Origin of the sequence: Caballeronia sp. ATUFL_F2_KS9A, from assembly GCF_023630765.1 — a bacterium.
GTDB lineage: Bacteria > Pseudomonadota > Gammaproteobacteria > Burkholderiales > Burkholderiaceae > Caballeronia > Caballeronia zhejiangensis.
In genome coordinates, this window is sequence record NZ_JALQEK010000002.1 from 421541 (window position 1) to 447695 (window position 26155).

At 63.3% G+C, this 26155-nt stretch carries 23 protein-coding genes and 1 tRNA gene; 14 read left to right on the plus strand and 10 right to left on the minus strand.

The features are described from left to right. Positions 1–4: 4 nt before the first annotated feature. Together NCS67_RS04225 and NCS67_RS04230 are read right to left on the minus strand one after the other, a co-directional pair. Positions 5–805, minus strand: coding sequence for a phosphodiesterase (locus NCS67_RS04225; protein WP_250434374.1), 801 nt, complete (start codon positions 803–805; stop codon positions 5–7). A gap of 59 nt (positions 806–864) precedes the next feature. Further along, positions 865–1221 (minus strand): hypothetical protein, encoded by a 357-nt coding sequence (locus NCS67_RS04230; RefSeq protein ID WP_008350549.1) that lies wholly within the window; start codon positions 1219–1221, stop codon positions 865–867. Positions 1222–1420: 199 nt separating this feature from the next. On the opposite strand from NCS67_RS04230, the gene NCS67_RS04235 reads away from it, so the two are divergent. Both NCS67_RS04235 and NCS67_RS04240 read left to right on the plus strand, forming a co-directional pair. After that, on the plus strand, positions 1421–1705 hold the full coding sequence (locus tag NCS67_RS04235; protein WP_008350548.1) for a hypothetical protein: 285 nt from the start codon (positions 1421–1423) through the stop codon (positions 1703–1705). Between the two features lie 111 nt (positions 1706–1816). Continuing rightward, positions 1817–2029, plus strand: coding sequence for a hypothetical protein (locus NCS67_RS04240; protein WP_008350546.1), 213 nt, complete (start codon positions 1817–1819; stop codon positions 2027–2029). A 29-nt stretch (positions 2030–2058) separates the two neighbouring features. On the opposite strand, the gene NCS67_RS04245 is transcribed toward NCS67_RS04240, so the two are convergent. Next, positions 2059–2143, minus strand: a tRNA-Leu gene (locus NCS67_RS04245). Positions 2144–2346: 203 nt separating this feature from the next. Here NCS67_RS04245 and NCS67_RS04250 point away from each other — a divergent pair. Next, complete coding sequence (locus NCS67_RS04250) at positions 2347–2799, plus strand: metallophosphoesterase family protein (protein WP_175979903.1); 453 nt, start codon at positions 2347–2349, stop codon at positions 2797–2799. 54 nt (positions 2800–2853) lie between these two features. On the opposite strand, the gene proP is transcribed toward NCS67_RS04250, so the two are convergent. The 3 genes from proP to argA form a co-directional block, all read right to left on the minus strand. Then, complete coding sequence (gene proP, locus NCS67_RS04255) at positions 2854–4329, minus strand: glycine betaine/L-proline transporter ProP (RefSeq protein WP_033536864.1); 1476 nt, start codon at positions 4327–4329, stop codon at positions 2854–2856. Positions 4330–4996: 667 nt separating this feature from the next. Then, positions 4997–5269, minus strand: coding sequence for an oxidative damage protection protein (locus NCS67_RS04260; protein ID WP_008350541.1), 273 nt, complete (start codon positions 5267–5269; stop codon positions 4997–4999). 58 nt (positions 5270–5327) lie between these two features. Next, the gene (gene argA, locus NCS67_RS04265; RefSeq protein WP_033536863.1) at positions 5328–6698 is read right to left on the minus strand and encodes an amino-acid N-acetyltransferase; all 1371 of its coding nucleotides are present in this window, start codon (positions 6696–6698) and stop codon (positions 5328–5330) included. 22 nt (positions 6699–6720) lie between these two features. Here argA and hrpA point away from each other — a divergent pair, with 22 nt between their 5' ends. The 6 genes from hrpA to NCS67_RS04295 all read left to right on the plus strand — a co-directional run bounded on the left by hrpA (position 6721) and on the right by NCS67_RS04295 (position 15867). Then, positions 6721–11172, plus strand: a complete 4452-nt coding sequence (hrpA, locus tag NCS67_RS04270) for an ATP-dependent RNA helicase HrpA (protein ID WP_250434377.1) — start codon at positions 6721–6723, stop codon at positions 11170–11172. Between the two features lie 116 nt (positions 11173–11288). Continuing rightward, positions 11289–12302, plus strand: coding sequence for a YVTN family beta-propeller repeat protein (locus tag NCS67_RS04275; RefSeq protein WP_250434379.1), 1014 nt, complete (start codon positions 11289–11291; stop codon positions 12300–12302). An 81-nt stretch (positions 12303–12383) separates the two neighbouring features. Next, entirely contained in the window at positions 12384–13403 is a 1020-nt protein-coding gene (locus NCS67_RS04280) for a sterol desaturase family protein (RefSeq protein ID WP_250434382.1), read from the plus strand. A gap of 76 nt (positions 13404–13479) precedes the next feature. Next, complete coding sequence (locus tag NCS67_RS04285; protein ID WP_008350531.1) at positions 13480–14331, plus strand: EI24 domain-containing protein; 852 nt, start codon at positions 13480–13482, stop codon at positions 14329–14331. 25 nt (positions 14332–14356) lie between these two features. Continuing rightward, entirely contained in the window at positions 14357–15175 is an 819-nt protein-coding gene (locus tag NCS67_RS04290) for a competence/damage-inducible protein A (protein ID WP_250434384.1), read from the plus strand. Continuing rightward, the gene (locus NCS67_RS04295; protein WP_250434386.1) at positions 15172–15867 is read left to right on the plus strand and encodes a copper homeostasis protein CutC; all 696 of its coding nucleotides are present in this window, start codon (positions 15172–15174) and stop codon (positions 15865–15867) included. The genes NCS67_RS04290 and NCS67_RS04295 overlap by 4 nt, the downstream gene beginning before the upstream one ends. Before the next feature lie 9 nt (positions 15868–15876). Here NCS67_RS04295 and NCS67_RS04300 read toward each other — a convergent pair whose 3' ends face one another. Further along, positions 15877–16341, minus strand: coding sequence for a rhodanese-like domain-containing protein (locus NCS67_RS04300; protein ID WP_008350527.1), 465 nt, complete (start codon positions 16339–16341; stop codon positions 15877–15879). A 346-nt stretch (positions 16342–16687) separates the two neighbouring features. Here NCS67_RS04300 and glnA point away from each other — a divergent pair, with 346 nt between their 5' ends. The 3 genes from glnA (at position 16688) to ntrC (ending at position 21002) form a co-directional block, all read left to right on the plus strand. Next, entirely contained in the window at positions 16688–18103 is a 1416-nt protein-coding gene (gene glnA / locus NCS67_RS04305; RefSeq protein WP_008350526.1) for a type I glutamate--ammonia ligase, read from the plus strand. A gap of 165 nt (positions 18104–18268) precedes the next feature. Continuing rightward, entirely contained in the window at positions 18269–19411 is a 1143-nt protein-coding gene (glnL, locus tag NCS67_RS04310) for a nitrogen regulation protein NR(II) (protein WP_008350525.1), read from the plus strand. 100 nt (positions 19412–19511) lie between these two features. Next, positions 19512–21002: a nitrogen regulation protein NR(I) gene (gene ntrC / locus NCS67_RS04315; RefSeq protein WP_008350524.1), complete on the plus strand. Its 1491-nt coding sequence runs from the start codon at positions 19512–19514 to the stop codon at positions 21000–21002. Positions 21003–21019: 17 nt separating this feature from the next. On the opposite strand, the gene xth is transcribed toward ntrC, so the two are convergent. From xth to NCS67_RS04330, 3 genes are all read right to left on the minus strand, one after another. Then, positions 21020–21802, minus strand: a complete 783-nt coding sequence (xth, locus tag NCS67_RS04320; protein WP_008350523.1) for an exodeoxyribonuclease III — start codon at positions 21800–21802, stop codon at positions 21020–21022. A gap of 87 nt (positions 21803–21889) precedes the next feature. Beyond that, positions 21890–22819, minus strand: coding sequence for a phosphatidate cytidylyltransferase (locus NCS67_RS04325; RefSeq protein WP_008350522.1), 930 nt, complete (start codon positions 22817–22819; stop codon positions 21890–21892). Between the two features lie 32 nt (positions 22820–22851). Next, entirely contained in the window at positions 22852–23481 is a 630-nt protein-coding gene (locus NCS67_RS04330; protein ID WP_250434388.1) for a lysophospholipid acyltransferase family protein, read from the minus strand. A gap of 230 nt (positions 23482–23711) precedes the next feature. Here NCS67_RS04330 and NCS67_RS04335 point away from each other — a divergent pair, with 230 nt between their 5' ends. Together NCS67_RS04335 and NCS67_RS04340 are read left to right on the plus strand one after the other, a co-directional pair. Continuing rightward, positions 23712–24326, plus strand: a complete 615-nt coding sequence (locus NCS67_RS04335) for a CDP-alcohol phosphatidyltransferase family protein (RefSeq protein ID WP_008350520.1) — start codon at positions 23712–23714, stop codon at positions 24324–24326. A gap of 40 nt (positions 24327–24366) precedes the next feature. Next, positions 24367–26142, plus strand: coding sequence for a bifunctional alpha/beta hydrolase/class I SAM-dependent methyltransferase (locus tag NCS67_RS04340; RefSeq protein WP_250434390.1), 1776 nt, complete (start codon positions 24367–24369; stop codon positions 26140–26142). Positions 26143–26155 lie beyond the last annotated feature (13 nt).

A 26155-nucleotide genomic window follows, 5' to 3' on the forward strand; every position in this document is an offset into this window, starting at 1 on the left:
CGGCTCAGAAAGGCTGCGGCCCGCCACCTTGTTCGACGCTCATGCAATGCGTGACGAGGCCGACGCCGGCGCGCCACAGATGCAGCCCGAATGCGGGCGGCTCCATCACGAAGGCTTCTGGACCATCGGATTTCAATTGCAGCGCGACCTGATGCGCCGTCGACGGGGCGCACCACACGATCGTGCCGCCGAAGCGCGCGCTGATCGCGCGGTGCACGTGGCCGCATACGATGCGCTCGACGTTCGGATGACGCCGCACGAGTGCGTCGAGCGCGCGGCTGTCGTCGGGCGCGAGGCGGATGTCGTCCATGAAGCCGATGCCGCATTCGATCGGCGGATGATGCATGCCGATCAGCACCGGCCGGTCGCGCGAGGCGTCGAGCTGCGCTTCGAGCCAGGCAAGGCGCGTGGCGCACAGGCGTCCCGCGCCGGAGCCGGGATCGAGCGTGTCGAGCGCGATCACGCGGACTTCGCCGACGTCGAACGCGTACTGCAGGAAACCGTCGTGACCCGCGAGCTCGGGGAGATCGCCGAAGACGGCGCGCAGATTCGCGCGGTCGTCGTGATTGCCGGCGATGACGCGCCACGGAATGGCGAGCCGGTCGAGGAGCGTGCGCAGATGCCGGTATTCGTCGATGCCGCCCGCATCGACGAGATCGCCGGTAACAAGCACGGCGTCGGGGCGCGGATCGAGCGCGTTGAGGACGTCGATCGCGCGGGCGAGATACGCGGCGGTATCGACGCGGCCGTAGGCGAGCGTGCCCGGCGGCGTGATGTGCAGATCGCTGATCTGGGCGAGCAGCATGCGCGAATCTCCTCGTCGCGGACGGTTTCGGGCTGGGTCGTCGGATTCAGCCGTCGGATTCAGTCGTCGGATTCGGCGACCGGCGGCTTGGGCGCGAGCTTCGCGGGGACGAGCCACTGGAAGCCGGTCATCGACGTTTCGCTGAACGTGCATTCGGCGGCTGCGGGCACCGATGAAGACTTCGTGGCCGGCGGCTTCGGCGGATTCTGGATCGTGCCGTGCACGACGACCCGCGAGCCATGATAACTCGCGCCGGAACCGGTGATTTTGAGCGGCGCGCTCGCGGCGTCGGGATAGTCGGCCCGCACCTTCTCCTTGCAGGTCTCGACGTTCTTGTAATAGGACGTGCAGCCGCCGAGACAGGCGAGCGAAGTCGTGAGCAGGACGGGCAGCAGGTGACGGATGCGATGGTTCATCGATGAATTCGGTCGGTGCCCGATGCGGCGAGACGCGCCGGGGCGTGATGAGTGTCGGGCGGAGCTTTATAACATGCGTGCCGCAGTGCATCACTGTAGTGCATCGCGGCGCGTGACCGCTTGTTTTGTGCAGCGATGCGGTAGCACAATCGGCACTGACGTTCGACGAGCGCGTTCCTCACCGATGGAGACGACCGCCATGCAGAAGGACATCGAAGTAGGCGATTACCTGCTCGCCATGCAGGCCGTGCCGAAGCCGCTCGCGGCCGATGGCGACGAGGATGCGGCGCCGTCCGAAGGTTACGCGATCCGCGTGCGCGTGACGCGCCTCGACCAGAAGCCGCTGCACGGTTCGAAACTCGCCGACGACTCCGGCGAAATGACCGGCGACCGCGGCCCGTTCGAGACCGTCGCCGAGGCGATCGCGCACGGCGAGGCGTGGGGACGGCACTACGTCGCGCGTGTGCTGGGGCATGCGGTGTAGGCAGCGAAGGCAGCGAAAGAGGGGATCGGTTTCCCCGCGTGCGGCGGGTTCAGCGAGATGGTGCGTGCGGCTAGACTCGGGTTCATCGACCGGACCATCGCGGAGCCCGCCATGACGCCCGTTGCGCTCTACATCACCCCGAACTACATCGCTTCCGTGAAGAGCGGCAAGGCGCGCGACTGCTTCGGCGGTACGGTGCGCTTCGTCGGCGTGGATGCGTTGCCGTTCGATATCGAGCATGTGTGCCTGCTCGAACGCGATACGGCGATCGAAGCGCTGCTCGATGCAGTGAGGGATGCGGAGCGGTTGTTGAACGCGGTGTGAGGGTGCGGCGCGCTGCCCTTCATACTGCTTGGTGCCGGGGACCGGACTCGAACCGGCAAGCCGTGAGGCGGCGGATTTTAAGTCCGCTATGTTTACCAATTTCATCACCCCGGCAGGGCGGACGCGATTCTACCATTGCATGCGACCGCGCCAAAGCCGCGCCGCTCGTCGTATACAAGCCGTTCGACAAGGTTTCGGCCGTCCCGCATAATCGCCGGCACCGATTCAGTCGCGAGGACACGATGATGGTGCTGAAACCGAACGTGGCGCACGGCGAGGACTTCGGCGTGCGCGCGAACGAAGAAGCGTGACGCCTCATGCGTATTGCCCTTATCTCCGATACCCATAACCTCGTGCGCCCCGAAGCGCTCGACGCCTTGCGCGGCTCCGCGCACATCATCCACGCGGGCGATATCTGCAGACGCGACGTGCTCGATGCGCTCGCGTCGCTCGCGCCGCTCACCGTCGTGCGCGGCAACAACGATATCGCCGATGACCTCGCGCGGCTGCCCGAACACGCGCGCATCGAACTGGGCGGCGCGACGATTCACGTCGTCCACGATATCGCCGATGTGCCGAAGCAGCTCGACGGCATCGATGTCGTCGTGACCGGTCATTCGCACAAGCCGCTCATCGAGCGGCGCGGCGACGTGCTCTTCGTGAATCCCGGCAGCGCGGGGCCGCGTCGCTTCAGATTGCCGGTCACGCTCGCGCTGCTCGATATCGACGACGGCAAAGCGGAAGCGCGCATCGTTTCGCTGATCGAATGAAAAAAGGGCCGGCGCTTCACGCACCGGCCCTTCCATTCGATCACGCCAGAACGCTTACGCGCGCACCGTGCCTTCCGGGAACGCATCGTCCATTTCGGCGGCTTCGCGATGGCCGCGCAGAATCGCATGCGCTTCCGACTTCGACGCGACCGCCGGCGGCGAGCCCTTCAGCGGCTTCTTCGCCGTCTCGGAGAGCGCGAGCACCGACACGATGCCGATGATCGACGCGCCCATCAGATAGTACGCGGGCATCATCAGGTTGCCGGTCGTGTCGACGAGCCATGCGGTGACGAGCGGCGTCGTGCCGCCGAAGAGCGACACCGACACGTTGAAGCCGATCGCGAGCGCACCGTAGCGGATCTTCGTCGGGAAGAGCGCCGGCAGCGACGACGGCATCACGCCCGTGAACGTCGACAGCAGCGCGCCGAGAATCATCATGCCCGCGAAGATCGACGGAACGGTGCCCATGCGGATCAGCGAGAGCGAAGGAATCGACAGCACCAGCAGACCGATACAGCCGGCGAGCATCACCGGCTTGCGGCCGATCGTGTCCGACAGACGGCCGGCGAGGAGCGTGAGCGGCATCATCAGCACCATCACGACGAGCACGATGAAGAGGCCGTGCGTCTCGTTGAACTTGAGCGTCGCCGACAGATAGCTCGGCAGATACGACAGCGCCATGTAGTCGGTCACGTTGAAGATCAGCACGAGGCCCACGCATTGCAAGAGCGGCTTCCATTGCTGGATCAGCGTCTCGCGGAACTGCTCCTTGGTCGTCTCGTGCGACACGGCTTCGGCCTTTTCGGCTTCACGCTGGAATGCAGGCGTTTCTTCGAGCTTCATCCGGATGTAGAGACCGATCAGCCCGAGCGGACCCGCGATCATGAACGGAATGCGCCAGCCCCACGACAGCAGGTCTTTTTCCGACATTACCGCCGTCAGCACCGCGACCACGCCCGCGCCGAGCACGTAGCCGACGAGCGTGCCGAATTCGAGAAAGCTCGACATGAAGCCGCGCTTCTTGTCCGGCGAAAATTCGGCGATGAAGGTCGCCGCGCCGCCGTACTCGCCGCCCGTGGAGAAGCCCTGCACGAGACGCGCGATGAGCAGCAGCACCGGCGCCATCACGCCGATCGATTCGTAGCTCGGAATGATGCCGATACAGAAGGTGCCGACGGCCATCATGATCATCGTCATCGCGAGCACGCGCTTGCGGCCGATGCGGTCGCCGAGCGGGCCGAACACCATGCCGCCGATCGGGCGCACGAGGAAAGCGGCGGCGAACGTGCCGAAGGTCGCGAGCAACTGCGCGGTGGGGCTGCTCGACGGGAAGAACACACGGCCGAGCGTCACGGCGATGTAGCTGTACACGCCGAAATCGAACCACTCCATCGCGTTACCGATGGCCATGGCGCCGACGGCGCGCTTCAACAGGGATTGATCGACGATGGTGATGTCGTCGAGGGTGAGGTCGGACTTCTGACTGGATGAATCGCGTTTGCGCCAAAGGCCCTCGTTAAGAGAAGACATAGTTCGAAAAACTCCGTATTCGATCCCGACGCTCAAAGAACGTCGGGTGCGTCGCCGCGGAGGACGGACGCAAATTGCCGGGATAGTGCAGTTTCGAGACGGCGCCGCGAACGCTTGAAGACGAAAGCAAAGGCTTTCCGCGACCTCGGGCCGAGCGGCTCGAAGTCGATGAGCGAAAAGAAACACGGTGCCGGTGCCTCGCGCGGGTGTAGTCGCGAAATTGCACTCGGGTGAAACACACGAATTTGACGTGCGGACGGCGAACGCAGCGCTGAATGACTGAGTTGCCGCGGGTGGGCCGCGACGTCGGCGAAAAAACAACTTGAGACGAAAAAGGCCGGCGTTACTGCTTGGAAAACCGACGCGCCTCTTTGTATAAGAAACTGTCACTACCGCGCAACGCCCGAACTTGAAGTCGGAAACATTTGCACGTGAATGATGGTGAATTGCTGTTGATAACGAGCAAGATGATAACACGATGACAGACGATCTGCAAACCGGTCTGCCACCGCGCTCGAGCCCGACGGCCGCAAAGCCTTGTCGGACGTAGGATTGCGCCGATTGTCATCTCGTGGTCCGATGTACTAAGCGGAACAATTTTCCGCCGCGCGGACAACAAAAAACCGGCCGCTCGGGCCGGTTTTTGCGATGCGATGAACGCGCGATTTCAGCTTTGCGGCGGCACGTAGCCGGACGCCGTATCGGCGCCTTCGCCGAAGAAATACTTCTCCGTCTGCTTGATCAGATACTGGCGTGCGCGCGGATCGGCCATGTTCAGCCGATTCTCGTTGATGAGCATGGTCTGCTGCTTGAGCCAGCCTTGCCAGGCTTCCTTCGAGATCGTTTCGTAGATGCGCTTGCCGAGCTCGCCCGGCAGCGGCGGGAAATCGAGTCCTTCGGCTTCCTTGCCGAGCTTCGCGCATTGAACCATTCGGGCCATTGTGAGTTTCTCCTCTGTATCGGGGGCAAAGCGCCGTTCGACGCTTCTTGGATCATGTTCAAAGCTGTTTCATCAGGACGAGCGACTTGCGCTGCCAGTTATAGAGCCGCCGGCGATCTTCGGGCAGATCGTCCACGGTCACTTTCACGAAACCGCGTTTCAGGAACCAGTGTTCGGTGCGCGTCGTCAGCACGAAAATGCGCGTCAAGCCGCGTGCGCGGGCGCGCTGTTCAATGCGCTTCAACAGGCGTTCGCCGTCGCCCGAACCTTGCGCTTCCGGCGCGACCGTCAGGCAGGCCATTTCGCCGATGCGCTCCTGTGTGTACGGATAGAGCGCCGCGCAGCCGAACAGCACGCCATCGTGCTCGATGACCGAGAAATGGTCGATGTCGCGCTCGATCTGGTGCCGTCCGCGCCGTACGAGCGTGCCGTCGGATTCGAGCGGCTCGATCAGCGTGAGAATGCCGCCGACGTCGTCGGGCGTCGCTTCGCGCAGGCTTTCGAGATTCTCGTACGAGATCATCGTGCCGACGCCGTCGTGCAGGAACAGTTCGAGCAGCACGCTGCCGTCGAGCGAATACGGAATGATGTGGCCGCGCGCAACGCCGCCGCGGCACGCGCGCACCGTATGCTTCAGATAGAACGCCGTGTCGCCCTGCAATTCGCCGCTTTCCTGCAAGCGATAGGCGTCGTCGAGCGACATTTCGCGGATCAGCTCGTTTTCCGAGTCGCCGAGACCCGGAATTTCGGTCACGAAAATGATCTTGTCGGCGCGCAGCGCAATGGCCGCGGCGGACGCGACATCTTCCATCGACAGATTGAAGGCTTCGCCCGTCGGCGAAAAACCGAGCGACGACAGCAGCACGAGCTTGTTCGACGCGAGCGACTGGCGGATGGAATCGCCGTCGATCTTGCGCACGACGCCGGTGTGCTGGAAATCGACGCCATCGAGAATGCCGACCGGCCGCGCCGTCACGAAGTTGCCCGACACCACGCTGATGTGCGCGTGCGCCATCGGCGTGTTCGGCAAGCCCTGGCTGATCGCGGCCTCGATGTCGAGACGCACTTCGCCGGCGGCTTCTTTCGCGGATTCGAGCGCGCGGGCATCCGTTATGCGCAAGCCGTGAGAGAACGACGACTCGACGCCGTGCAGGCTCAGTTGCTCGTCGAGCTGCGGACGCGAGCCGTGCACGAGCACGACGTGGATGCCCATTGCGTGCAACAGGCCGACGTCCTGCACGAGCGCGTTGAGGCGACCTTCCTGCACGAGTTCCCCGCCGAACGCGACAACGAAAGTCTTGTTTCGAAACGCGTGAATGTAGGGCGCGACGGATCGCATCCAGTCGACGAACTGGGCGTGGGGATTCGGCGCTTCGGGCTCGACTGCCGGCTGCGTCGCGGTCATCGTGAGGTCGGTTTGGGAATTCATCCCGGGATTATAATGCGACGCTATGCCGAATGTTTCTCGTCCCTCACGCCCCGATCAGGCGGGCAAGTCTCAGTCCGCCGACAAATCCCTCGATACTCAGGAGCAGTTGCGACAACTGCGTGAAAGTCTGCTGCGCGAGACGCGGGAGGGCGCGGGCACGTCCGATTCCGGCGAAGCGGCGGGTTTGAGCAAGAAGGAACGCGCCGCGCAGCGGTTCGCGGGCGGCAAAGCGGCGGCGGAGGCTCCTTCGCAACCGAAGAAGGCGGCGCAATCGAAAGAGCGGCCCGCGAAAGCGGAGGTCACGGCGCAACGTCCGCCGAAGCCGCGCGACACGGCGCAAGCTGCCACGCAAGCGCCCCCGAAACGCGAAGACGCGAGGCGTGAACAAGGTGCGCGGCCGCAGCGTCCGGCGCGCGTTCAGCAGCCGAAGCCCGTCGAAGCGCGCCAGCCGCAGCCGCAACCTGCGCCGCGTGTCGAACCTTCGGCCGAAACGCGCCCGCCGCGCAAACAACGCCCGGTTGATGCACGTCCGCCGCGCGAACAACGCCCGGTTGAAGCACGTCCGTCGCACGTCGAACGCCCGGCCGAAACGCGCCCGCCTCGCGAGCAACGTCCGCCGCGCGCGCAGCGCGTCGTCACGCCGAATCCCATTCCGCCGATCACGTTTCCCGAAGCGCTGCCCGTTTCCGGCCGACGCGAGGAAATCGCGCGCGCGATCGCTGCGAATCAAGTCGTGATCGTCAGCGGCGAAACCGGCTCGGGCAAGACGACGCAATTGCCGAAGATCTGCCTCGCGCTCGGACGCGGTCTCGGCGCGGGCGGCAGCGGACTGATCGGGCATACGCAGCCGCGCCGCATCGCCGCTTCGGCGACCGGCCGGCGCATCGCGGAGGAACTCGGCACGCCGTTCGGCGAAGTCGTCGGCTACAAAGTGCGCTTCACGGACAATCTGGCGCCCGGCGCGTCCGTCAAGCTGATGACCGACGGCATTCTGCTCGCGGAAACGCAGACCGATCCGCTGCTGACCGCCTACGACACGATCATCATCGACGAAGCGCACGAACGCAGCCTCAACATCGACTTTCTGCTCGGTTATCTGAAGGAAATCCTGCCGAAACGCCCGGATCTGAAGCTGATCGTCACGTCCGCGACCATCGACGCAGAACGCTTCGCGCGCCATTTCGGCAGCGAGGACAAGCCCGCGCCGGTGATCGAGGTGAGCGGACGGCTGTATCCGGTGGAAGTACGCTATCGGCCGATCGAAGAGGAAAGCGAGGCGATCAGGAACGCGCAGGGCACGGCGCCCAAACGCAACGATCGCAAAGCCGATCGCGATCTGATGGAAGGCATCGTCGATGCCGTCGATGAACTGTGCCGCGTCGGTCCCGGCGACGTGCTCGTGTTCCTGCCCGGCGAGCGCGAAATCCGCGATGCCGCAGAAGCGTTGCGCAAGCATCATCCGCCGCATACGGAGATCTTGCCGCTCTTCGCGCGTCTTTCCGCGCAGGAGCAGGAGCGCGTGTTCAAGCCGTCGAACGCGCGGCGCATCGTGCTCGCGACGAACGTCGCGGAGACGTCGCTGACGGTGCCGGGCATCCGCTACGTGGTCGATACCGGCATGGCGCGCGTGAAGCGTTATTCGTATCGCAACAAGGTCGAGCAACTGCAGATCGAGCCGGTGTCGCAGGCGGCGGCGAATCAGCGCGCGGGCCGATGCGGGCGCGTCGCGGACGGCGTGTGCATCCGTCTGTACGACGAAGCCGATTTCGCCGCGCGGCCGCGCTTCACCGATCCCGAAATCCTGCGCTCGTCGCTCGCGGCCGTGATTCTGCGGATGAAGTCGCTGCATCTGACGGCGATCGAAACGTTTCCGTTCATCGAACCGCCGCCGGGCCGCGCGATCGCGGACGGCTATCAATTGCTGAACGAACTCGGCGCCGTCGATGACGACAACGCGCTGACGAGTCTCGGCCGCGAACTCGCGCGCCTGCCGCTGGATCCGCGCGTCGGCCGCATGATTCTCGCCGCGCGCGATCATCATGCGCTCGCGGAAGTGCTGATCATCGCGTCGGCGCTGTCGGTGCAGGACCCGCGCGACCGGCCGATCGAGGCGCAGGAGCAGGCGGATCAGGCGCATCGGCAGTTCGTCGACGAGCGCTCCGAATTTCTGCAGTGGACGCGCATCTGGAAGTGGTTCGAGGAAGCGGTCGCGCACAAGAAATCGAACAAGCAGCTCGCGGATGCGTGTCGCGCGAATTTCCTGTCGCATCTGCGTTTGCGCGAGTGGCGCGACGTGCATTCGCAACTGCTGACGGTCGTGCGCGAGCACGGCTGGCGTCTGAACGAATCGGATGCGACCTTCGAGCAGGTGCATCTGTCGCTCTTGACGGGCCTGCTCGGCAACGTCGGTCTCAAGGCCGACGACGAGCCGCATTATCTCGGCGCGCGCGGCATCAAGTTCTTTCTTTGGCCGGGCTCGGCGCTCTTGAAGAAAGCGGGGCGCTGGGTGATGGCGGGCGAACTCGTCGAGACGAGCCGCCTCTACGCGCGCACGATCGCGAAGATCGAGCCGGAATGGCTCGAAACGGTCGGCGCGCATCTGCTGAAGAAATCGCTATCGGACGCGCATTGGGAGAAGAAGGCCGCGCAGGTCGTCGCCTACGAACGCGCGACGCTGTACGGGCTGACGGTGTATGCGCGTCGGCGCGTGAGCTTCGGCAAGCAGGACGCGAAATACGCGCGCGAACTGTTCATTCGCGGGGCGCTCGTCGAAGGCGAATTCGATACGCGTCTGCCGTTCTTCGCGCACAACCGCAAGCTCGTCGCGGACATCGAGCAACTGGAACACAAGTCGCGCCGTCAGGACGTGCTCGTCGACGATGAACTCATCTACGGCTTCTACGATTCGCTGATCCCCGAAAACATCTGGACGGGCGCGGCGTTCGAGCGCTGGTATCGCGACGAGCAGAAGAAAGAGGGCAACGACAAGCTGCTGTTCCTGTCGCGCGACGACCTCATGCGTCACGAAGCTGCCGGCGTCACGACGGATCTGTTTCCGAAGCGCATGACGATGTCGGGCATCGAAATGGCGCTGACGTATCACTTCGAGCCGGGTTCGCCGCGCGACGGCGTCACGCTGCAAGTGCCGCTTTACGGGCTGAATCAGGTCGATGCGCGCCGCGTCGAATGGCTCGTGCCCGGCATGATCAAGGAGAAGGTGCAACTGCTGCTGAAGTCGCTGCCGCAGAAGCTGCGCCGTCACGTCGTGCCGTTGCCGGAATACGCCGCGGCTTTCGCCGGGCGTCATGGCGGGCCGAAGTTCGGCGCGGGCGCGCTCGTCGATTCGCTCATCGCCGATATTCGCGAGCAGACGCAAATCGCCGTGAAAAGCGCCGATTTCAAGCTGGAAACGCTGCCCGCGCACCTGTTCATGAACTTCAAGGTGATCGACGAACACGGCCGCCAGCTCGCGATGGGCCGCAATCTCGCGCAGTTGCGCGCGGAACTCGGCGGGCAGGCGCAGCAGCAGTTCCAGAAACTGACGTCGGCGGCGGCGTTCGATGCGCTTTCCGGGGACTCCGATACGCCGCCCGCACAGCAACCGGGAAGCGAAGGCACCGCGCTCTACGAAAACCTGACGACTTGGAACTTCGGCAAGCTGCCCGAGCTGCTGGAAATCCGCCGGCGCGGGCAGACGCTCTTCGGCTATCCGGCGCTCGTCGATCGCGGCACGCATTGCGACGTCGAAGTGTTCGATTCGCCCGAGGAAGCGGTGCGTATTCATCGCGCGGGATTGCGCCGGCTTTTCGCGCTGCAGTTGCGCGAGCCGATTCGCTATTTCGAGAAAAATCTGCCGGGCCTGCGGGAGATGTCGATGCAATACATGGCGCTCGGCACGGCGGACGAACTGCGCGATCAGATCGTGGAAACGGCGCTCGATCGCGCGTGCCTGCAAGACCCGCTGCCCGACGACGACGCCAGCTTCCACGCGCGCCGCGACGCCGCGAAAGGGCGTCTGACGCTGCTCGCGAACGAAATCGCGCGGCTCGTCGGCACGATCCTCAACGAATATGCGGCGCTCGCCAAAAAGCTGGCGTCGGTGAAATCGTTCGCTTCGGCCTATGCGGACATGCAGGCGCAATTGAGCGCGCTCATCGGCAAGCGTTTCGTCATCGATACGCCGTATGCGCAGCTTGCGCATTTTCCGCGCTATCTGAAGGCGATCGCGCAGCGCGTCGACAAGCTCAAGGCCGATCCGGCCCGCGACGCGCGTCTCGCCGCCGATCTGCAGCCGCTCGCGCAGAACTATCAGCGCGCGTTATCGCAGCGCGGCGGCGTCGCGGATGCGCGGCTTGCCGAATATCGCTGGCTGCTGGAGGAATTGCGCGTATCGCTGTTCGCGCAGGAACTGCGCACGCCGATGCCGGTCTCGGTAAAACGCCTCCACAAGGTGTGGGAATCGATGCAGCGTTAGGTTTCCGCTGGAAAGACGCAAAGAATCAACGTATTGCGCAAAATGACCTCGCTCGTCAACCCGCCGCGCGAGGCAAACGTTCTACAATGACGCCTGCCCTCCGAAGCCTACTTTTCATGCGCAATATTTTCCGTTCCGGCCGTGTGCGTGCCTTCGCCGCACGCGCAGCCATCGCAACCGGCTCCGCCTTGGTCGCTTCCGCAGCACTGGCCAACAATGTCATCGTGCTCAACTCGGCGGAAGCCACGCTGAGTCTCATCGACGAAAACACGCATCAGGTCGTCGGCACCGTGCCGACGGGCAAAGAGCCGCATCACCTGATGCCCACGCCCGACAGCTCATCGCTGATCGTTGCGAATTCGGTGTCGAACAACCTGATGTTCGTCGATCCGAAAACCGGCGCGTTCCAGCGCTGGGTGCAGGACATCGAAGATCCGTATCAGCTCGGTTTTTCGCCGGACAAGAAATGGTTCGTCTCGACGGGTCTGCGCCTCGATCGCCTCGATATCTATCATTTCGACGGCAAGAATTTGAGCGTCGCGAAGCGCCTGCCGCTCGCCACGATGCCGAGCCACATCGCGTTCACGAACGACAGCTCGACCGCGTTCATCTCGCTGCAGGTGTCCGGCGAAATCGCGGCGATCGACCTGCCGACGCAGACCGTCAAATGGAAGATGAAGGTCGGCAAGGTGCCCGCGGGCGTCTGGCTCACGCCGGGCGACAAATATCTGCTCGTCGGCATGACCGGCGCGGATTACGTGGCCGTGGTCGACTGGCGCAACCAGAAGGTCGTCAAGACCATCACGACCGGCAAGGGCGCGCACAACTTCCGCTCGATGGTCGACGGCAAGCACGTACTCGTTTCGAATCGCGTGGCGAACACGATCAGCATCATCGACGAGGACACGCTCACGAACGTCGGCGACATCACCGGTCTCTTGCCCGGCCCCGACGACATGGAACTTTCCGCCGACAAGAAGTATCTGTGGGTTACGTTCCGCTTCGCGAAGCACGTCGGCGTGATCGACCTGGCGAATCGTAAGCTGATCGAAACCATCAAGGTCGGCCGCTCGCCGCACGGCATCTACTTCTACAATCGCGCGCCAGTGACGGCGCCGAACGGGGCGTAAGCAAACAGGGCGCGCATTCGCGCCCTGTACTACGATTGAGGGATGGCCGGTCCCGGACGGCCGCACGCACCACGGAGCACCATGTTTCATTCCATTCTTTCGTCGCTGGACGGTCTCGTTTCCTGGCTTCAGACGCAGCTCTACGTCGATGTCGTGCAGCCGGTCCTGTTCAAGATCGGCATGATGGACTACGACGAAGACACCTACGACGCGCTGTACTGGGTGATCGTCGGCGTGCTCGAAGTGCTCGCGATGTACGCGATCCTGCGGCCGCTCGAAGCTTTCCGCCCGGCGGAGGAGTGGAAAGACCGCAAAGGCGTGCGCGTGGACGTGCTCTACACGTGGATCGTCAAGCTCGGCATCCTCAATCTGTTTTTCTTCTTCACGTTCCAGCCGCTCTTCGATTCGATGCAGAGCTGGCTGCGCCTCCATAACGTGCCGAATCTCGAGATCGACAACCTGTGGCCCGGCGTGACGACGCAGCCGCTCGTCACGTTCGTCATCTATCTGCTCATTCTCGATCTGGCGGGATACTGGTATCACCGGCTGGAGCATCGTTTCGGCATCTGGTGGGAATTGCACGCGGTGCATCACAGCCAGCAGAAGATGTCGCTCTGGACCGACGACCGCAACCATCTGCTCGACGACGTTCTTCAGGCGAGCTTTTTCGCGTGCGTCGCGCTCGTGATCGGCGTGGAGCCGTCGCAGTTCGTCGTGCTCGTCGCCATCACCAACTTCATGCAGAGCGTGCAGCACGCGAACATCCGCATGCACTTCGGCTGGCTCGGGGAGCGCATTGTCGTAAGTCCGGCGTTTCATCGCCGCCATCACGCGATCGGCTTCGGTCACGAAGGCACGACTTACGGTTGCAACTTCGGCGTGCTGTTCTCGTTCTGGGACATCATCTTCCGCTCGGCGTCGTTCGATCGCACCGTCGAGCCGACGGGCATTCGCGACCAGCTCGGTGCGCCGGGCGTTGCGCCCGTCCATTACGGCGACGGCTTCGTCGAACAGCACTGGCTCGCGTTCAAACGCATCGCCGCGCGCCTTTCCGCTCGCCGTGCGGGTACGTCCGCTTCCGACAACTCGGCGGCCGTCTGAACGTCTCCGGTTCGACCAGCGCCCGTGCGCGGCGCTGGTTTATCCTGTCGGTTCCTTCTTCTTTTAAGAAACACGCATGAGTGACTTGCTGCGTTCGTTCGTGCGCGCGCTTGCGAACGTCTTTCATCCGCGCATGCTCTGGCTGACGCTGATGCCCTTCGGCGTCGCCACCGTGGTCTGGGGCGCGGTGCTCTGGTTCTTCTGGCAGACGCTTACCGGCGCCGCCAACGACTGGCTCAGCGCGTGGGCGCTGACCTCGTGGATGTACCGTCTCTTCGATGCCGTCGGCTTTTCGTCGCTGCACGCGGTGATCGCGCCGTTTCTCGTCGTCATCATGACGGTGCCGCTGATCGTCGTGACGGTGCTGCTGCTCATCGCCACGTTGTCGATGCCGGGCGTCGTCAAGCTCCTCACACGTCGCCCGAAAGGTCATTACTCATCGCTCGAAGAGCGGCGCGGCGGCTCGTGGTACGGCAGTCTCGGACACTCGGTCGTGACCACGGTCGTCTGTCTCGTGCTGCTCGTCGTCACGCTGCCGCTGTGGCTCATTCCGCCGTTCTTCGCCTTGATTCCGCCGCTGTTGTGGGGCTGGCTCACGTATCGCGTGATGACTTACGACGCGCTCGCGCTTCACGCGAGCGCCGACGAGCGCCGCGCGATCGTGCGCGATGCACGCTGGCCCTTGCTTGCGATCGGCATCGTGAGCGGCCTGCTCAGTTCTGTCCCGACGATGCTCTGGGCATGGTCCGTCTGGCTCTTGCCGCTCTTTCCGGTCGTCGCCGCCGTGACGATCTGGGCGTATGCGTTCATCCTCGTGTTTTCGGCGCTCTGGTTCGCGCATTACTGCCTGCACGCGCTGGAGCGCTTGCGCGCGAGCGAGCCGCAATTCCCGGCGATCACGGTCGAATCCCGCGACGTTTCACTGTAAGCACGAAAAAAGCAAAGGGGCATTCATGGGCATTGGCGTCATCATCATCGGCGACGAAATCTTGTCCGGCCGCCGCACCGACAAGCATCTGCCGAAAATCATCGAACTGCTGGGCGCGCGCGGCCTGTCGCTCGACTGGGCCGAATACGTCGGCGACGATCCCGCGCGCATCACCGCGACGCTCGCGCGCACGTTCGCATCGGGCGATATCGTGTTTTCGACGGGCGGCATCGGCGCGACGCCCGACGACCACACGCGCCAGTGCGCCGCCAAGGCGCTCGGCGTGCCGCTGGAGCTGCATCCCGAAGCGGCGGAACTGATCCGCGCGCGCATCCGCGATACGGCGGCGCAGGCAGGCAAGCCGGTCGAGCTGGAGTCGCCGGAGAACTTGCATCGGCTGAACATGGGCACGTTTCCGCGCGGCGCAGAGATCATCCCGAACAGCTACAACAAGATTCCGGGCTTTTCGGTCGGCGATCATCATTTCGTGCCGGGCTTTCCGGTCATGGCCTGGCCGATGATCGAATGGGTGCTCGACACGAAGTACGCGCATCTGCATCACGCGACGCCGCATGTCGAGCGGTCGCTGCTCGTCTTCGGCCTGCCCGAGTCGCGCATCACGCCGCTGATGGTTTCGATCGAGCGCGACTTCGAGGGCGTGCGTGCGTTCAGCCTGCCGAGCGTCGGCGATGCTACGCGCGGGGCGCTTTACGAGCGCGCGCATATCGATCTGGGCGTGAAGGGCGATCCAGAGCAGGCGAACGCGGCGTTCGACGTGCTGCGCGAGGGCGTGATCGCGCTCGGCGGTGAAGTCGTGGAAGTGCCGTCGGAGGAAGCGAAGTGACGCTGCTGGAAGTGATCGCCACGACCGTCGCCGACGCGCGGGCAGCCGAGCGCGGCGGTGCGGACCGTCTCGAACTCATCACCGCGATGGGCGAGGGCGGACTGACGCCGAGCATCGGCCTGATCGAATCGGTGATCGAGGCGGTCGGGATTCCGGTGAACGTGATCGTGCGGCCGCACAGCCGCTCGTTCGTCTACGATGCCGACGACTACGCGGTCATGCTGCGCGATGTTCGCGCGATCGCGAAGACGCGCGCGAACGCGATCGTCGTGGGGATGCTGCGCGCCGATGGCTCCGTCGACACCGACGGCCTCGCGCGCGTGATCGAAGCAGCGGATGGCCTGCAGCTCACGTTTCACCGCGCATTCGACGAAACACGCGATCTGCTCGCTGCGTTCGATACGCTGCTGCAGTTCGGTGCCGTCACGAATGTGCTGACGTCGGGCGGCAAGCCTTCCGTGCTGGACGCTCAGGAAACGATTTCGAAGCTCGTCGAAAACGCGGTGGGAACGCGCTGCGCGATTCTGGCGGGCGCCGGATTGACCGTCGATGCGGTCGCGCCGTTCGTCGCATCGACGCGCGTGAAAGCGGTGCACTTTGGCTCGGGCGTGCGCGTCGATGGGAAGTCTCTGGCGCCCGTCGATGAAGCGAGGGTCAGGCGCGTGCGGACCTTGCTCGACGCGCGTGCTTGAGCAAAACCTTCAAGCCCCGATCCAGGGCAGCTTGCGGAAACACCATCCCGATACCGTTTTCCGATGCCCCTGTCCGTCCTTATCGCCTTCGAAGCCTTCGAGCAGGTCGTACGCCTGGGCGTAGCCTTCCTTCTGCGCCGCGACCGCAGCGAGCTTCGAGCGCGCGGCGCTGCGACACAAAAACACGACAGGCGTATCCGGGGTGGCGACCTGTCGCAATTGTTCGATAAACTCGGCGTTTGGCACGGAACCGGGGTAGCGAATCCATTCGATGTGCGCGTACTGAGCGCCATCGATGGCCGGGCGGCCGACCCAATCGAGTTCGGCGCGGGTGCGAACGTCGACGAGGCGTACGCGCGGGTCGAGTTGCAGTAATTCAAATGCTTCGGCGGGTGAGAACGCGCCCGCGTAGGTCAGATTGTTTTCGGCGGCGCGTTTGCCGGCCTGGGCATATAGCTGTTCGAGCGTGCTCATGACGTATCGGTCTCCGTAGGCGCAAAGAATCATTCTAGCGTGGCACGCAGTTTCGACGCCGCGCGCGAAATTGGTGCAAGAAGACTCGGATGCACTATAAAAGTGCTGAAGAAATATCAGACAAACCGTGCTGCACTGATTTGGTGCTCGACGCGGAGACGGCGACACGAACGCCGCCATCGAAAGCGAAGTGGTTTCACCCAAAACGCGCGCTGCTTCAAGCGCTTAGCGCGAAGATGGTGCGCTTGGCACGGAAGCTGCTTTTCCATCCTCGATTGAATCGATGTACAGGATTGGTCGGGGCGGCGAAGCGATTCGCCGACTTTTGTTAATCAGGAGATAGGTAATGAGTAAATCCGTGGCCGACGTCATGCAACTCGTCAAGGACGAGGACGTCAAGTTCGTCGACTTCCGCTTCACCGACACGCGCGGCAAAGAACAACACGTTTCCGTGCCGGTCTCGGCATTCGACGAAGACAAATTTGAAAGCGGCCACGCTTTCGACGGTTCGTCCATCGCAGGCTGGAAGGGCATCGAAGCGTCGGACATGCTGCTCGTGCCGGACGCGAACACCGCCTTCATCGACCCGTTCTTCGAAGAATCGACGCTGGTTCTCTCCTGCGACGTGGTCGAGCCGGCCGACGGCAAGGGCTACGAGCGCGACCCGCGTTCCCTCGCGAAGCGCGCGGAAGCCTATCTCAAGAGCTCGGGCCTCGGCGACACCGCCTACTTCGGTCCGGAGCCGGAATTCTTCATTTTCGACTCGGTGCAGTGGAACACGGACCAGTCGGGCACGTTCGTGAAGATCGGCTCGGAAGAAGCACCGTGGTCGTCGGCGAAGGAATTCGAAGGCGGCAACACCGGCCACCGTCCGGGCACGAAGGGCGGCTACTTCCCGGTCGCTCCCGTCGACACGTTCCAGGACATCCGCTCGGAAATGTGTCTGCTGCTCGAGCAGATCGGCATTCCGGTCGAAGTGCATCACCACGAAGTGGCGGGCCAGGGCCAAAACGAAATCGGCACCAAGTTCTCGACGCTGGTTCAGCGCGCGGACTGGCTGCAGCAGATGAAGTACATCATCCATAACGTGGCGCACACGTACGGCAAGACGGCGACGTTCATGCCGAAGCCGGTCGTCGGCGACAACGGTTCGGGCATGCACGTTCACCAGTCGATCTGGAAGGACGGTCAGAACCTGTTCGCGGGCAACGGCTACGCGGGTCTGTCGGAATTCGCGCTGTTCTACATCGGCGGCATCATCAAGCATGCGCGCGCGCTGAACGCGATCACGAACCCGGGCACGAACTCGTACAAGCGCCTCGTGCCGCACTTCGAAGCGCCGGTGAAGCTGGCTTACTCGGCTCGCAACCGTTCGGCATCGATCCGTATTCCGCACGTCTCGAACCCGAAGGGCCGCCGTATCGAAACGCGCTTCCCGGATCCGCTCGCGAACCCGTACCTGTGCTTCTCCGCGCTGATGATGGCGGGTCTCGACGGCGTGCAGAACAAGATTCACCCGGGCGAAGCCGCGGACAAGAATCTGTACGACCTGCCGCCGGAAGAAGACAAGAAGATCCCGACCGTTTGCGCGGGCCTCGACCAGGCGCTCGACGCACTCGACGCGGACCGCGAGTTCCTGACGCGCGGCGGCGTGTTCACGGATTCGATGCTCGACGCATACATCGAACTGAAGACGAACGAGCTGCAGCGTTATCGTCAGGCGGTGCATCCGATCGAGTTCGAGATGTACTACTCGCTGTAAAGCAGCATGATCGAAGCGCGTTTTGTCGTGAGCAGTCCGATGAGGCGCGCGACGTGTGCTGAACAGTGATCCAAAGGGACGGCGCGCCGTCCCTTTTTTAATCGCTGCTCAGTGTCATGAAACGATAAGAAGATCGGTGTCACGAACGACCTCATCGACTGCACGATGGTGCTCAAGAATCTGATCAAGGCGCGCAAAGGCCACGCCGATGCGCTCTCCGACAATACGCAGCTCGCGGCAAGCGGACTGCTGCCCGGCTTCGAGGCGCTGCCCACGAACGTGCTCGTTCTGGACGTGCGCAATCTGCGGATCGCGTATGCGAATCCATCGGCCGAAGCGATGCTGGAAATGTCGCGCAAGCAGTTGACGCAGACGAACTGGCCCGACCTCTTCGCGAACGCGGACGAGCTCGCGACCACGATCGCGTCGATCGCCGAGAACCGCTTCAATGCGACGCGGCTCGACGCGGTGCTCGAGAGGCAGAATCGCGAGCCGGTGCATGTGCATGCGATCGTCGGCTATCTCGAAGCCGCGCCGGAATACGTGCTGCTCGAACTCTTCGAGAACGAGCGACATCTGCGCACGGACCGCGAAGAGCGTATCCACGATCTCACCGCGGTCAACAAGCAGCTCATCCGCAATCTCGCGCATGAGATCAAGAATCCGCTCGGCGGCATTCGCGGTGCGGCGCAGTTGCTCGAATTCGAACTCGGCGCGCGCGAACGCGACGAACTGCGCGAATACACGCAGGTCATCATCAAGGAATCGGATCGGCTGCAGACACTCGTCGATCGCTTGCTGGAGCCGCACCGGCATCCGCATATCGTCGGCGACGTGAACATCCACGAAGTCTGCGAGCGGGTGCGCGCCGTGATCCTCGCGGAGTTTCCGCGCGGCCTCACGATCGAGCGCGACTACGACGTGAGCGTGCCCGATCTGCGCGGCGACAAGGAACAGTTGATTCAGGCGCTGCTGAACATCGTGCGCAACGCGGCCGAAGCGCTGAAGGAACGCATCTCACAAGGCGATGCGAAGATCGAGCTGCGCACGCGCATCGCGCGCAAGGTGACCATCGGCAAGAAGCTGCACAAACTGGCACTGGACTTGCATATCACTGACAACGGTCCCGGCATCCCCAGCGAAATCCGCGACCGGATCTTCTTTCCGCTCGTATCGGGCAGGGAAGACGGCAGCGGTCTCGGCCTCACGCTCGCGCAGTCGTTCGTGCATCAGCACGATGGGCTGATCGAAGTGGAAAGCCGGCCGGGCTGTACCGAGTTCGCCATCCTGTTGCCGTTCGAGAATTGACCAGCGACTTCACGCCAAGGAACGTAGTGCCGCATGCTTTGACGCCTGACCGTTTCGACGGGCTCACACCGAACCACACGAAGACTTCTCGCCGAACGATATGAAGCCGATCTGGATAGTAGACGACGACCAATCCATCCGCTGGGTGCTGGAAAAGGCGCTCGCACGAGAAAACTTCACGACGCGCAGCTTCTCCGGCGTGCGCGACGCGCTTGCCGCGCTCGAAGGAGAAAGCCCGCAAGTGCTCGTCTCGGACATCCGCATGCCGGGCGGGTCCGGGCTGGAACTGCTGCAGACCGTGCGCGACCGCTTGCCGGGCTTGCCTGTCATCATCATGACGGCGTTCTCGGATCTCGACAGCGCAGTGGCCGCGTTTCAGGGCGGCGCCTTCGAATATCTCGCCAAGCCATTCGATGTCGACAAGGCCGTCGAGCTGATCCGCCGCGCCGTGGATGAAAGCATGCGCGGCGAAGCGTCGGTCGACGAGCGCGTGACCGAGACGCCCGAGATGCTCGGTCAGGCGCCCGCGATGCAGGACATGTTCCGCGCGATCGGCCGTCTGTCGCATTCGGCGGCGACCGTGCTCATCACGGGCGAATCAGGCACCGGAAAGGAGCTTGTCGCGCGCGCCTTGCACCGACATAGCCCACGCGCAAACGGACCGTTCATCGCGCTGAACACGGCGGCGATTCCGAAGGATCTGCTGGAGTCCGAACTGTTCGGGCACGAGCGCGGCGCGTTCACCGGCGCGCAGGCGATGCGTCAGGGCCGCTTCGAACAAGCCGAGAACGGCACGCTCTTTCTCGATGAAATCGGCGACATGCCGTTCGACCTCCAGACGCGCCTGCTGCGCGTGCTGTCGGACGGGCAGTTCTATCGCGTGGGCGGGCACAATCCGCTGAAGGCGAACGTGCGCGTGATCGCGGCGACGCATCAGAATCTCGAATCGCGCGTGCGGCAGGGCTTGTTTCGCGAGGACTTGTATCACCGATTGAATGTGATTCGGCTGCGTCTGCCGGCGTTGCGCGAACGCAGCGAGGATATCCCGCTGCTCACGCGACACTTCCTGCAGAAGAGCGCGCGCGATCTGGGTGTCGAGCCCAAGCGCGTGTCGGACGATGCACTCGCGTATCTCGCGTCGCTGCCGTTTCCCGGCAACGTGCGTCAACTGGAGAACCTGTGCAACTGGCTCACGGTGATGGCGCCCGCGCAGGTGATCGAGCAGAAGGATCTGCCGCCCGATCTCACGTCGCGTCAGGAGGTGAGCGCCGAGAGTCTCGCCGTATCGACGGATGGCGCGGTCGCGCCGGTTCCCAATGCCGTGAACGGCGCCGGATCCGCGCCGATCGCGGCGGCGCCGGCGGGCGTCGCGGCGAGCGTGTGGGAGAACGGCTTGCGCACGGAAGTCGCGCGACTGTTGCGCGAGAATTCCGCCGATGTCATGGACGAACTCGCGCGCCGTTTCGAAGCGGCGGTGATCCGCGAGGCGCTCGACTTCACGCGCGGGCGCAAGGTGGAGGCGGCGGAGCGTCTGGGCATCGGCCGCAATACGATCACGCGCAAGATTCAGGAGTTGCATCTCGACGCGTGAACGTCGTTACGACGGGATCAGCCGATCGTCGCGATCACGGGCGCGTGGTCCGACGGCTGGTCCCACTTGCGCGGCACCTTGTCGACTTCGCATGACGTGCAGCGCGCGGCCAGTTCCGCCGACAGCAGGATGTGGTCGATGCGCAGCCCCGCGTTGCGGCGAAACGCCATCATCCGGTAATCCCACCACGTAAAGAGCTTCTCGGCCTGCTCGAACTTGCGGAAGGCATCGGTCAGGCCGAGCCCGACGAGTTGCGCGAAGTGCGCGCGCTCTTCGGGCGACACGAGGTTCTGGCCTTCCCATGCTTTCGGATCGTGCACGTCGCGGTCTTCCGGCGCGATGTTGTAATCGCCCAGCAACGCGAGCTGCGGATGACGCGCCATGTCTTCGCGCAACCATTCGCGCAGTGCGTCCAGCCAGCGCATCTTGTAGGCGAATTTCTCGGAGCCGGGCGCCTGTCCGTTCGGGAAATATGCGGAGATGATGCGCACGCCGTCGATCGTCGCGGCGATCACGCGTTGCTGCAGATCTTCGAATCCGGGAATGTTGCGCACGACGCTGATTTCATCGACTTCGAAGCCCGCATCGGCGCGCACCAGAATGCCGACGCCGTTGTACGTCTTCTGCCCGGCGAACCAGCTTTTGTAGCCGGCGGCTTCGAGTTCGGCGCGGGGAAATTTCTCGTCGGGGAGCTTCAGTTCCTGAAGGCACAGCACGTCGACGCCCGAGAGCGCGAGCCAGTCGATGACATGCTGCTGGCGGACTTTGAGGGAATTGACGTTCCAGGTGGCGATTTTCATGAGTGCCCGTTTTCTTCGTAGAGCGCGGCCGTTGCGCTGAAGGCTCGATTCTAGCGGAGCGGTGGGGCGGGGGCGGGCTCGCAGACGTCACACATAAACGAATCTGACCAGATGAAAAAACACAGGCGCGGCGAAGCAGATCGAATCGACACGATCGAGTATGCCGCCGTGTCCGGCGAGCATCGAGCCCCAGTCCTTCGCGCCGAGCGAACGCTTCACCGCTGAAAGAACCAGCCCGCCGATGAACCCCGCCAGAACGATGGCGAACGACATGCCGAGCGCCGCGCCGAAGCCGAATGGCGTGATCCGGCAAAGCGCCGCGCCGCAAAGGGTCGCCAGCGCGCCACCGCCGACGAAGCCTTCGACCGTTTTAGAAGGCGAAAGCACGGGTGCGATCTTGCGCTTGCCGAACAGTTTCCCCACGACGTACTGCAAGACATCGCTGATCTGCACGACGAGCAGGAAGTAGAAGAGCAATAACGCGTTCTGCCCGCGATAGCCGGGAACGTCGAGCGTCAGGAGCGCGGCGGCGTGGCTCAGGCCGTAGACGCAGACCATCAGCGCCCAGTTAATGCGTGCATTGCGACTCAGAAAGTCGCGCGTATCCTGCGTCAGCGCCGATACCAGTGACATCGCGAAGAAGAGATGCACCGGTACGAAGATGGAATACATGCCGTACCAGTTGATGCCAAGCAGAATGTACTGAACGGGAACCGCGACAAAGAACGCGAGGAACAGCGTCGAGTGATCGCTCGGCGTGGTCGGCGTGAGTGTTATGAACTCGCGCAACGTGAGGAATGACAGTAGCGCGAAGACCACATAAGTTGCAGTCTCGCCGAGTCCAATGGCGATCGCCATGACGGCGACCATGCCCCACCACGCGCGGATGCGTTCATTGAGGTTGACGATGGTCGCGCTCTTGCCATTCGGTCGGGCGGCGAGGATGGCGCCTGTCACGGTCGCGACGGCGAGAAAGCCCGCCACGCCCGCGATCAATTTCCAAAACAGTTCTGGCATGTTCGAGAATCGGAGATGTTGTTGCAGCAAGCTCAGTCTGAGCAAGCCGATGGCGCCAGCGCGACGATCGCATCGCGCATGCGTGTGAGAAAAGCAGATTTGTCATCGGTCGCCCGAAGCGCTTCGCCCGCGCCGAAATGGACTTTGCAGATCAACGGAATCGGCCAGATCGCGCCCTTGGGCATGATCCGCTGAAGATTCTCGAGATAGACCGGCGTGAGGGCGATGCCGGGAAACTCGCTTGCCAGATGAAAGAGTCCGCTCTTGAAGCCTTGCGGCAAAGCATCCGTGCCACGTGTGCCTTCGGGAAAGATAATCACCGAATGCCCCTTCGTGAGCGCATCGCGAACCGGATCGAGCGGATCGCCATCTCCTTCGCGTCGACGATCGATCAGCACGACGTTCAGCAGTTTCTGCGCGATATGTCGCTTGAGCGCGTTGGCGTTCCAGTAGTCGCGCGCAGCAACGGGCCGCACGGAATCGCGCAAACTGCGCGGCAACGCAGCGAGGATAGCGAGTGTGTCGATATGGCTCGTGTGATTCGAGAAGTAGATCTGTTGAGTTTCGCCTGCACGAGGGACATGACAGACTGTGTAGGCTCCAGCGACCAACCGAACGAGAGATAACAGTAAATCGCGTTGCCAGGCATATATCCGTTTCATGAGTCGGTAGTGGTGTGGATTGCTTATTTATATTCCGTTCACATGCGCATCGACGGAGCAAGTGGTCTTGACAAGATGTGTCAGATGTTTAGCAAGTGATAACAGAACTGCATAACAAAGAGGCTCTGCAATCCTAACGGTTGACGGGATGCAAAAGTGCCCTGATAGTAGCGGCTTTTTCGATCCATCGGGACGTCAGGCATGGTCGACGAACCGGCGAAAACATCGCAATGAGCCTCTACGCACTCAAGCCGCGCTTCCAAATTCTGCTTCGTCCATTCACAAATTGGCTCGCGCGGCGAGGCGTGACCGCAAACCAGGTCACGGTAGCCGCGATGCTTGGATCGATGGCAGTCGGTGCATCGGCGTGGCTCGGTTATCCCGAGCGCGGTCTGTTTCTGCTCATTCCGCTGTGGCTTTTCATCCGCATGGCGCTGAATGCCATCGACGGCATGCTTGCGCGCGAACACGGCCATAAGAGCGCATTGGGCGCTTACCTGAACGAACTAGGCGATGTGATCTCGGACACGGCGCTCGTGCTGCCGTTTCTGGCCGTGCCGGCTTTCGCGCCATCGGACGTGTGGCTCTTCGCCTGGACGGCGTGCGTAGTCGAGTGCGCGGGACTGATCGGACCACTGGCCGGCGCGGATCGTCGCTACGACGGGCCATTCGGCAAGAGCGACCGCGCGCTGGCGCTCGGGGCATTTGCGCTCTGGTTCGGAATGGGGCTGCCGGTCGGTTCGACGTTTGTCTGGCTGTGGCGTGCACTGATCGCACTCGCGGTATTGACTGCGATCAGACGCGTCGCGATGGGCGTTCGCTTATCGCGTGAAACGGGCCGTTAAGCGTTACCTGCAACATCGAAACAACGAAGGCAAAAATCACATGACTCAAGCGACTATTCGACGCGCACAAGAGGCGCGCTTCACGACTCACGACGGTGAAGCGCTTTTCTATCGGCACTGGCCCGCGGCGGGCGCGACACGCAGCGGCGCTGTGGTGCTGCTGCATCGGGGGCACGAGCATTCGGCGCGTGTCGCGCATCTGGTCGATGAACTCGACATGCCTGGCTACGATTTCTTTGCGTGGGACGCGCGTGGGCACGGACGTTCGCCCGGCGCGCGCGGATACAGTCCGAACGCAGCGGCTTGCGTGCGCGACCTCCAGTGCTTCGTCGAACACATCCGCGACGTTCATGGCGTCGCCATCGAAGACATGGCGGTCGTCGGTCAGAGCGTCGGCGCCGTGCTGGCCGCGGCCTGGGTGCACGATTATGCGCCGCCCGTGCGCTGTCTCGCGCTCGCATCGCCGGCGTTTCATATCAAGCTGTACGTGCCATTTGCACGTCCGGGATTGCGTCTGATGCACAAGCTTCGCGGTCTGTTCTATGTGAACAGCTATGTGAAGCCAAAATTTTTGACGCACGATCCGGAGCGCATCGCGAGCTATGCCGCGGATCCGCTGATCACGCGGCCGATCGCGGTCAATATGCTGCTGGACCTGCACGACACGGCGAGGCGCATCGTCGACGATGCGGCCGCCATCACCGTGCCGACGCAACTGCTGATCTCGGGTGCGGATTGGGTCGTGCATCGCGGACCGCAGGAACGCTTCTTCGAGCGGCTCGGGTCGGCGCGCAAGGAGCGCATCGTGCTGCCCGGTTTCTATCACGATACGCTCGGTGAACGCGACCGCGCGCAGGCGCTCGCGCCGCTGCGGGCGTTTCTGCTGCGTGAGTTCGAGGCGCCTTGCGCGCGAGTCTCGCTCGTGGATGCCGACACGCGCGGACCTTTTCATGCGGAATACGAAGCGTTGAAACAAGCTCCCGCCAGTCCGCTCGCGCGTTTGTACTGGATGGCTGCGCGCGCGGGGTTGCGGGTGGGCGGCGCATTCTCGGAAGGCATTGCACTTGGGCATCGGCTCAGGTTCGATTCCGGCTCGACGCTCGACTACGTGTACCGCAACGAAGCGAGGGGACGCGGATGTGTGGGGCGCCACATCGATCGCAACTACCTCGACTCTCCTGGCTGGGTGGGCATCCGTCAGCGCAAGATCAATATCGAGGCGTTGATCGCCGAGGCGATGACGCGAATCACGCGCTCGGGCGAGACGGTCCGGATCGTCGATATCGCGGCGGGACATGGCCGTTATGTCCTTGACGCCATCGCCGCGGTGACCCGTCGCGATGGCGTGTCGCCCGAGCACATTCTGTTGCGCGATTACAGCGCGCCGAACGTCGATGCTGGACGCGCTCTGATTGCGCAACGTGGTCTCGAAAGCGTTGCGCGTTTCGAGCAAGGCGATGCCTTCGACGAGGCCTCGCTCGCCGCGCTCGATCCCCGTCCGACGCTTGCGATCGTGTCAGGGCTGTATGAGCTTTTTGGCGACAACGCTTCGATAGAACAGTCGCTCCGTGGCCTCGCGCGCGCCGTGCAACCTGGCGGCTACCTCGTCTATACCGGACAGCCGTGGCATCCGCAGCTCGAATTCATTGCGCGCGTGCTTGGGAATCATCGTGGCGAGACAGCGTGGGTCATGCGTCGCCGTTCGCAGGCGGAAATGGACGAACTCGTCGCGCGCGCCGGCTTTCGCAAGATCACGCAGCGCATCGATGAAAAGGGGATCTTCACGGTGACGCTTGCCGAGCGCGTCGCGTCCTGATGAATAGCGCTGC

Coding starts and splice junctions, on each gene's coding strand:
- NCS67_RS04300 (WP_008350527.1), bottom strand. CDS start 16,341: ATGAGCACGCTCGAACAGCTATATGCCCAGGCCGGCAAACGCGCCGCC.
- argA (WP_033536863.1), bottom strand. CDS start 6,698: ATGAATTCCCAAACCGACCTCACGATGACCGCGACGCAGCCGGCAGTC.
- NCS67_RS04325 (WP_008350522.1), bottom strand. CDS start 22,819: ATGCCAGAACTGTTTTGGAAATTGATCGCGGGCGTGGCGGGCTTTCTC.
- ntrC (WP_008350524.1), top strand. CDS start 19,512: ATGAAGCCGATCTGGATAGTAGACGACGACCAATCCATCCGCTGGGTG.
- NCS67_RS04290 (WP_250434384.1), top strand. CDS start 14,357: ATGGGCATTGGCGTCATCATCATCGGCGACGAAATCTTGTCCGGCCGC.
- NCS67_RS04250 (WP_175979903.1), top strand. CDS start 2,347: ATGCGTATTGCCCTTATCTCCGATACCCATAACCTCGTGCGCCCCGAA.
- NCS67_RS04240 (WP_008350546.1), top strand. CDS start 1,817: ATGACGCCCGTTGCGCTCTACATCACCCCGAACTACATCGCTTCCGTG.
- NCS67_RS04285 (WP_008350531.1), top strand. CDS start 13,480: ATGAGTGACTTGCTGCGTTCGTTCGTGCGCGCGCTTGCGAACGTCTTT.
- glnL (WP_008350525.1), top strand. CDS start 18,269: ATGGTGCTCAAGAATCTGATCAAGGCGCGCAAAGGCCACGCCGATGCG.
- xth (WP_008350523.1), bottom strand. CDS start 21,802: ATGAAAATCGCCACCTGGAACGTCAATTCCCTCAAAGTCCGCCAGCAG.
- NCS67_RS04330 (WP_250434388.1), bottom strand. CDS start 23,481: ATGAAACGGATATATGCCTGGCAACGCGATTTACTGTTATCTCTCGTT.
- proP (WP_033536864.1), bottom strand. CDS start 4,329: ATGTCTTCTCTTAACGAGGGCCTTTGGCGCAAACGCGATTCATCCAGT.
- NCS67_RS04230 (WP_008350549.1), bottom strand. CDS start 1,221: ATGAACCATCGCATCCGTCACCTGCTGCCCGTCCTGCTCACGACTTCG.
- hrpA (WP_250434377.1), top strand. CDS start 6,721: ATGCCGAATGTTTCTCGTCCCTCACGCCCCGATCAGGCGGGCAAGTCT.
- NCS67_RS04340 (WP_250434390.1), top strand. CDS start 24,367: ATGACTCAAGCGACTATTCGACGCGCACAAGAGGCGCGCTTCACGACT.
- NCS67_RS04275 (WP_250434379.1), top strand. CDS start 11,289: ATGCGCAATATTTTCCGTTCCGGCCGTGTGCGTGCCTTCGCCGCACGC.
- NCS67_RS04280 (WP_250434382.1), top strand. CDS start 12,384: ATGTTTCATTCCATTCTTTCGTCGCTGGACGGTCTCGTTTCCTGGCTT.
- NCS67_RS04235 (WP_008350548.1), top strand. CDS start 1,421: ATGCAGAAGGACATCGAAGTAGGCGATTACCTGCTCGCCATGCAGGCC.
- NCS67_RS04335 (WP_008350520.1), top strand. CDS start 23,712: ATGAGCCTCTACGCACTCAAGCCGCGCTTCCAAATTCTGCTTCGTCCA.
- NCS67_RS04225 (WP_250434374.1), bottom strand. CDS start 805: ATGCTGCTCGCCCAGATCAGCGATCTGCACATCACGCCGCCGGGCACG.
- glnA (WP_008350526.1), top strand. CDS start 16,688: ATGAGTAAATCCGTGGCCGACGTCATGCAACTCGTCAAGGACGAGGAC.
- NCS67_RS04260 (WP_008350541.1), bottom strand. CDS start 5,269: ATGGCCCGAATGGTTCAATGCGCGAAGCTCGGCAAGGAAGCCGAAGGA.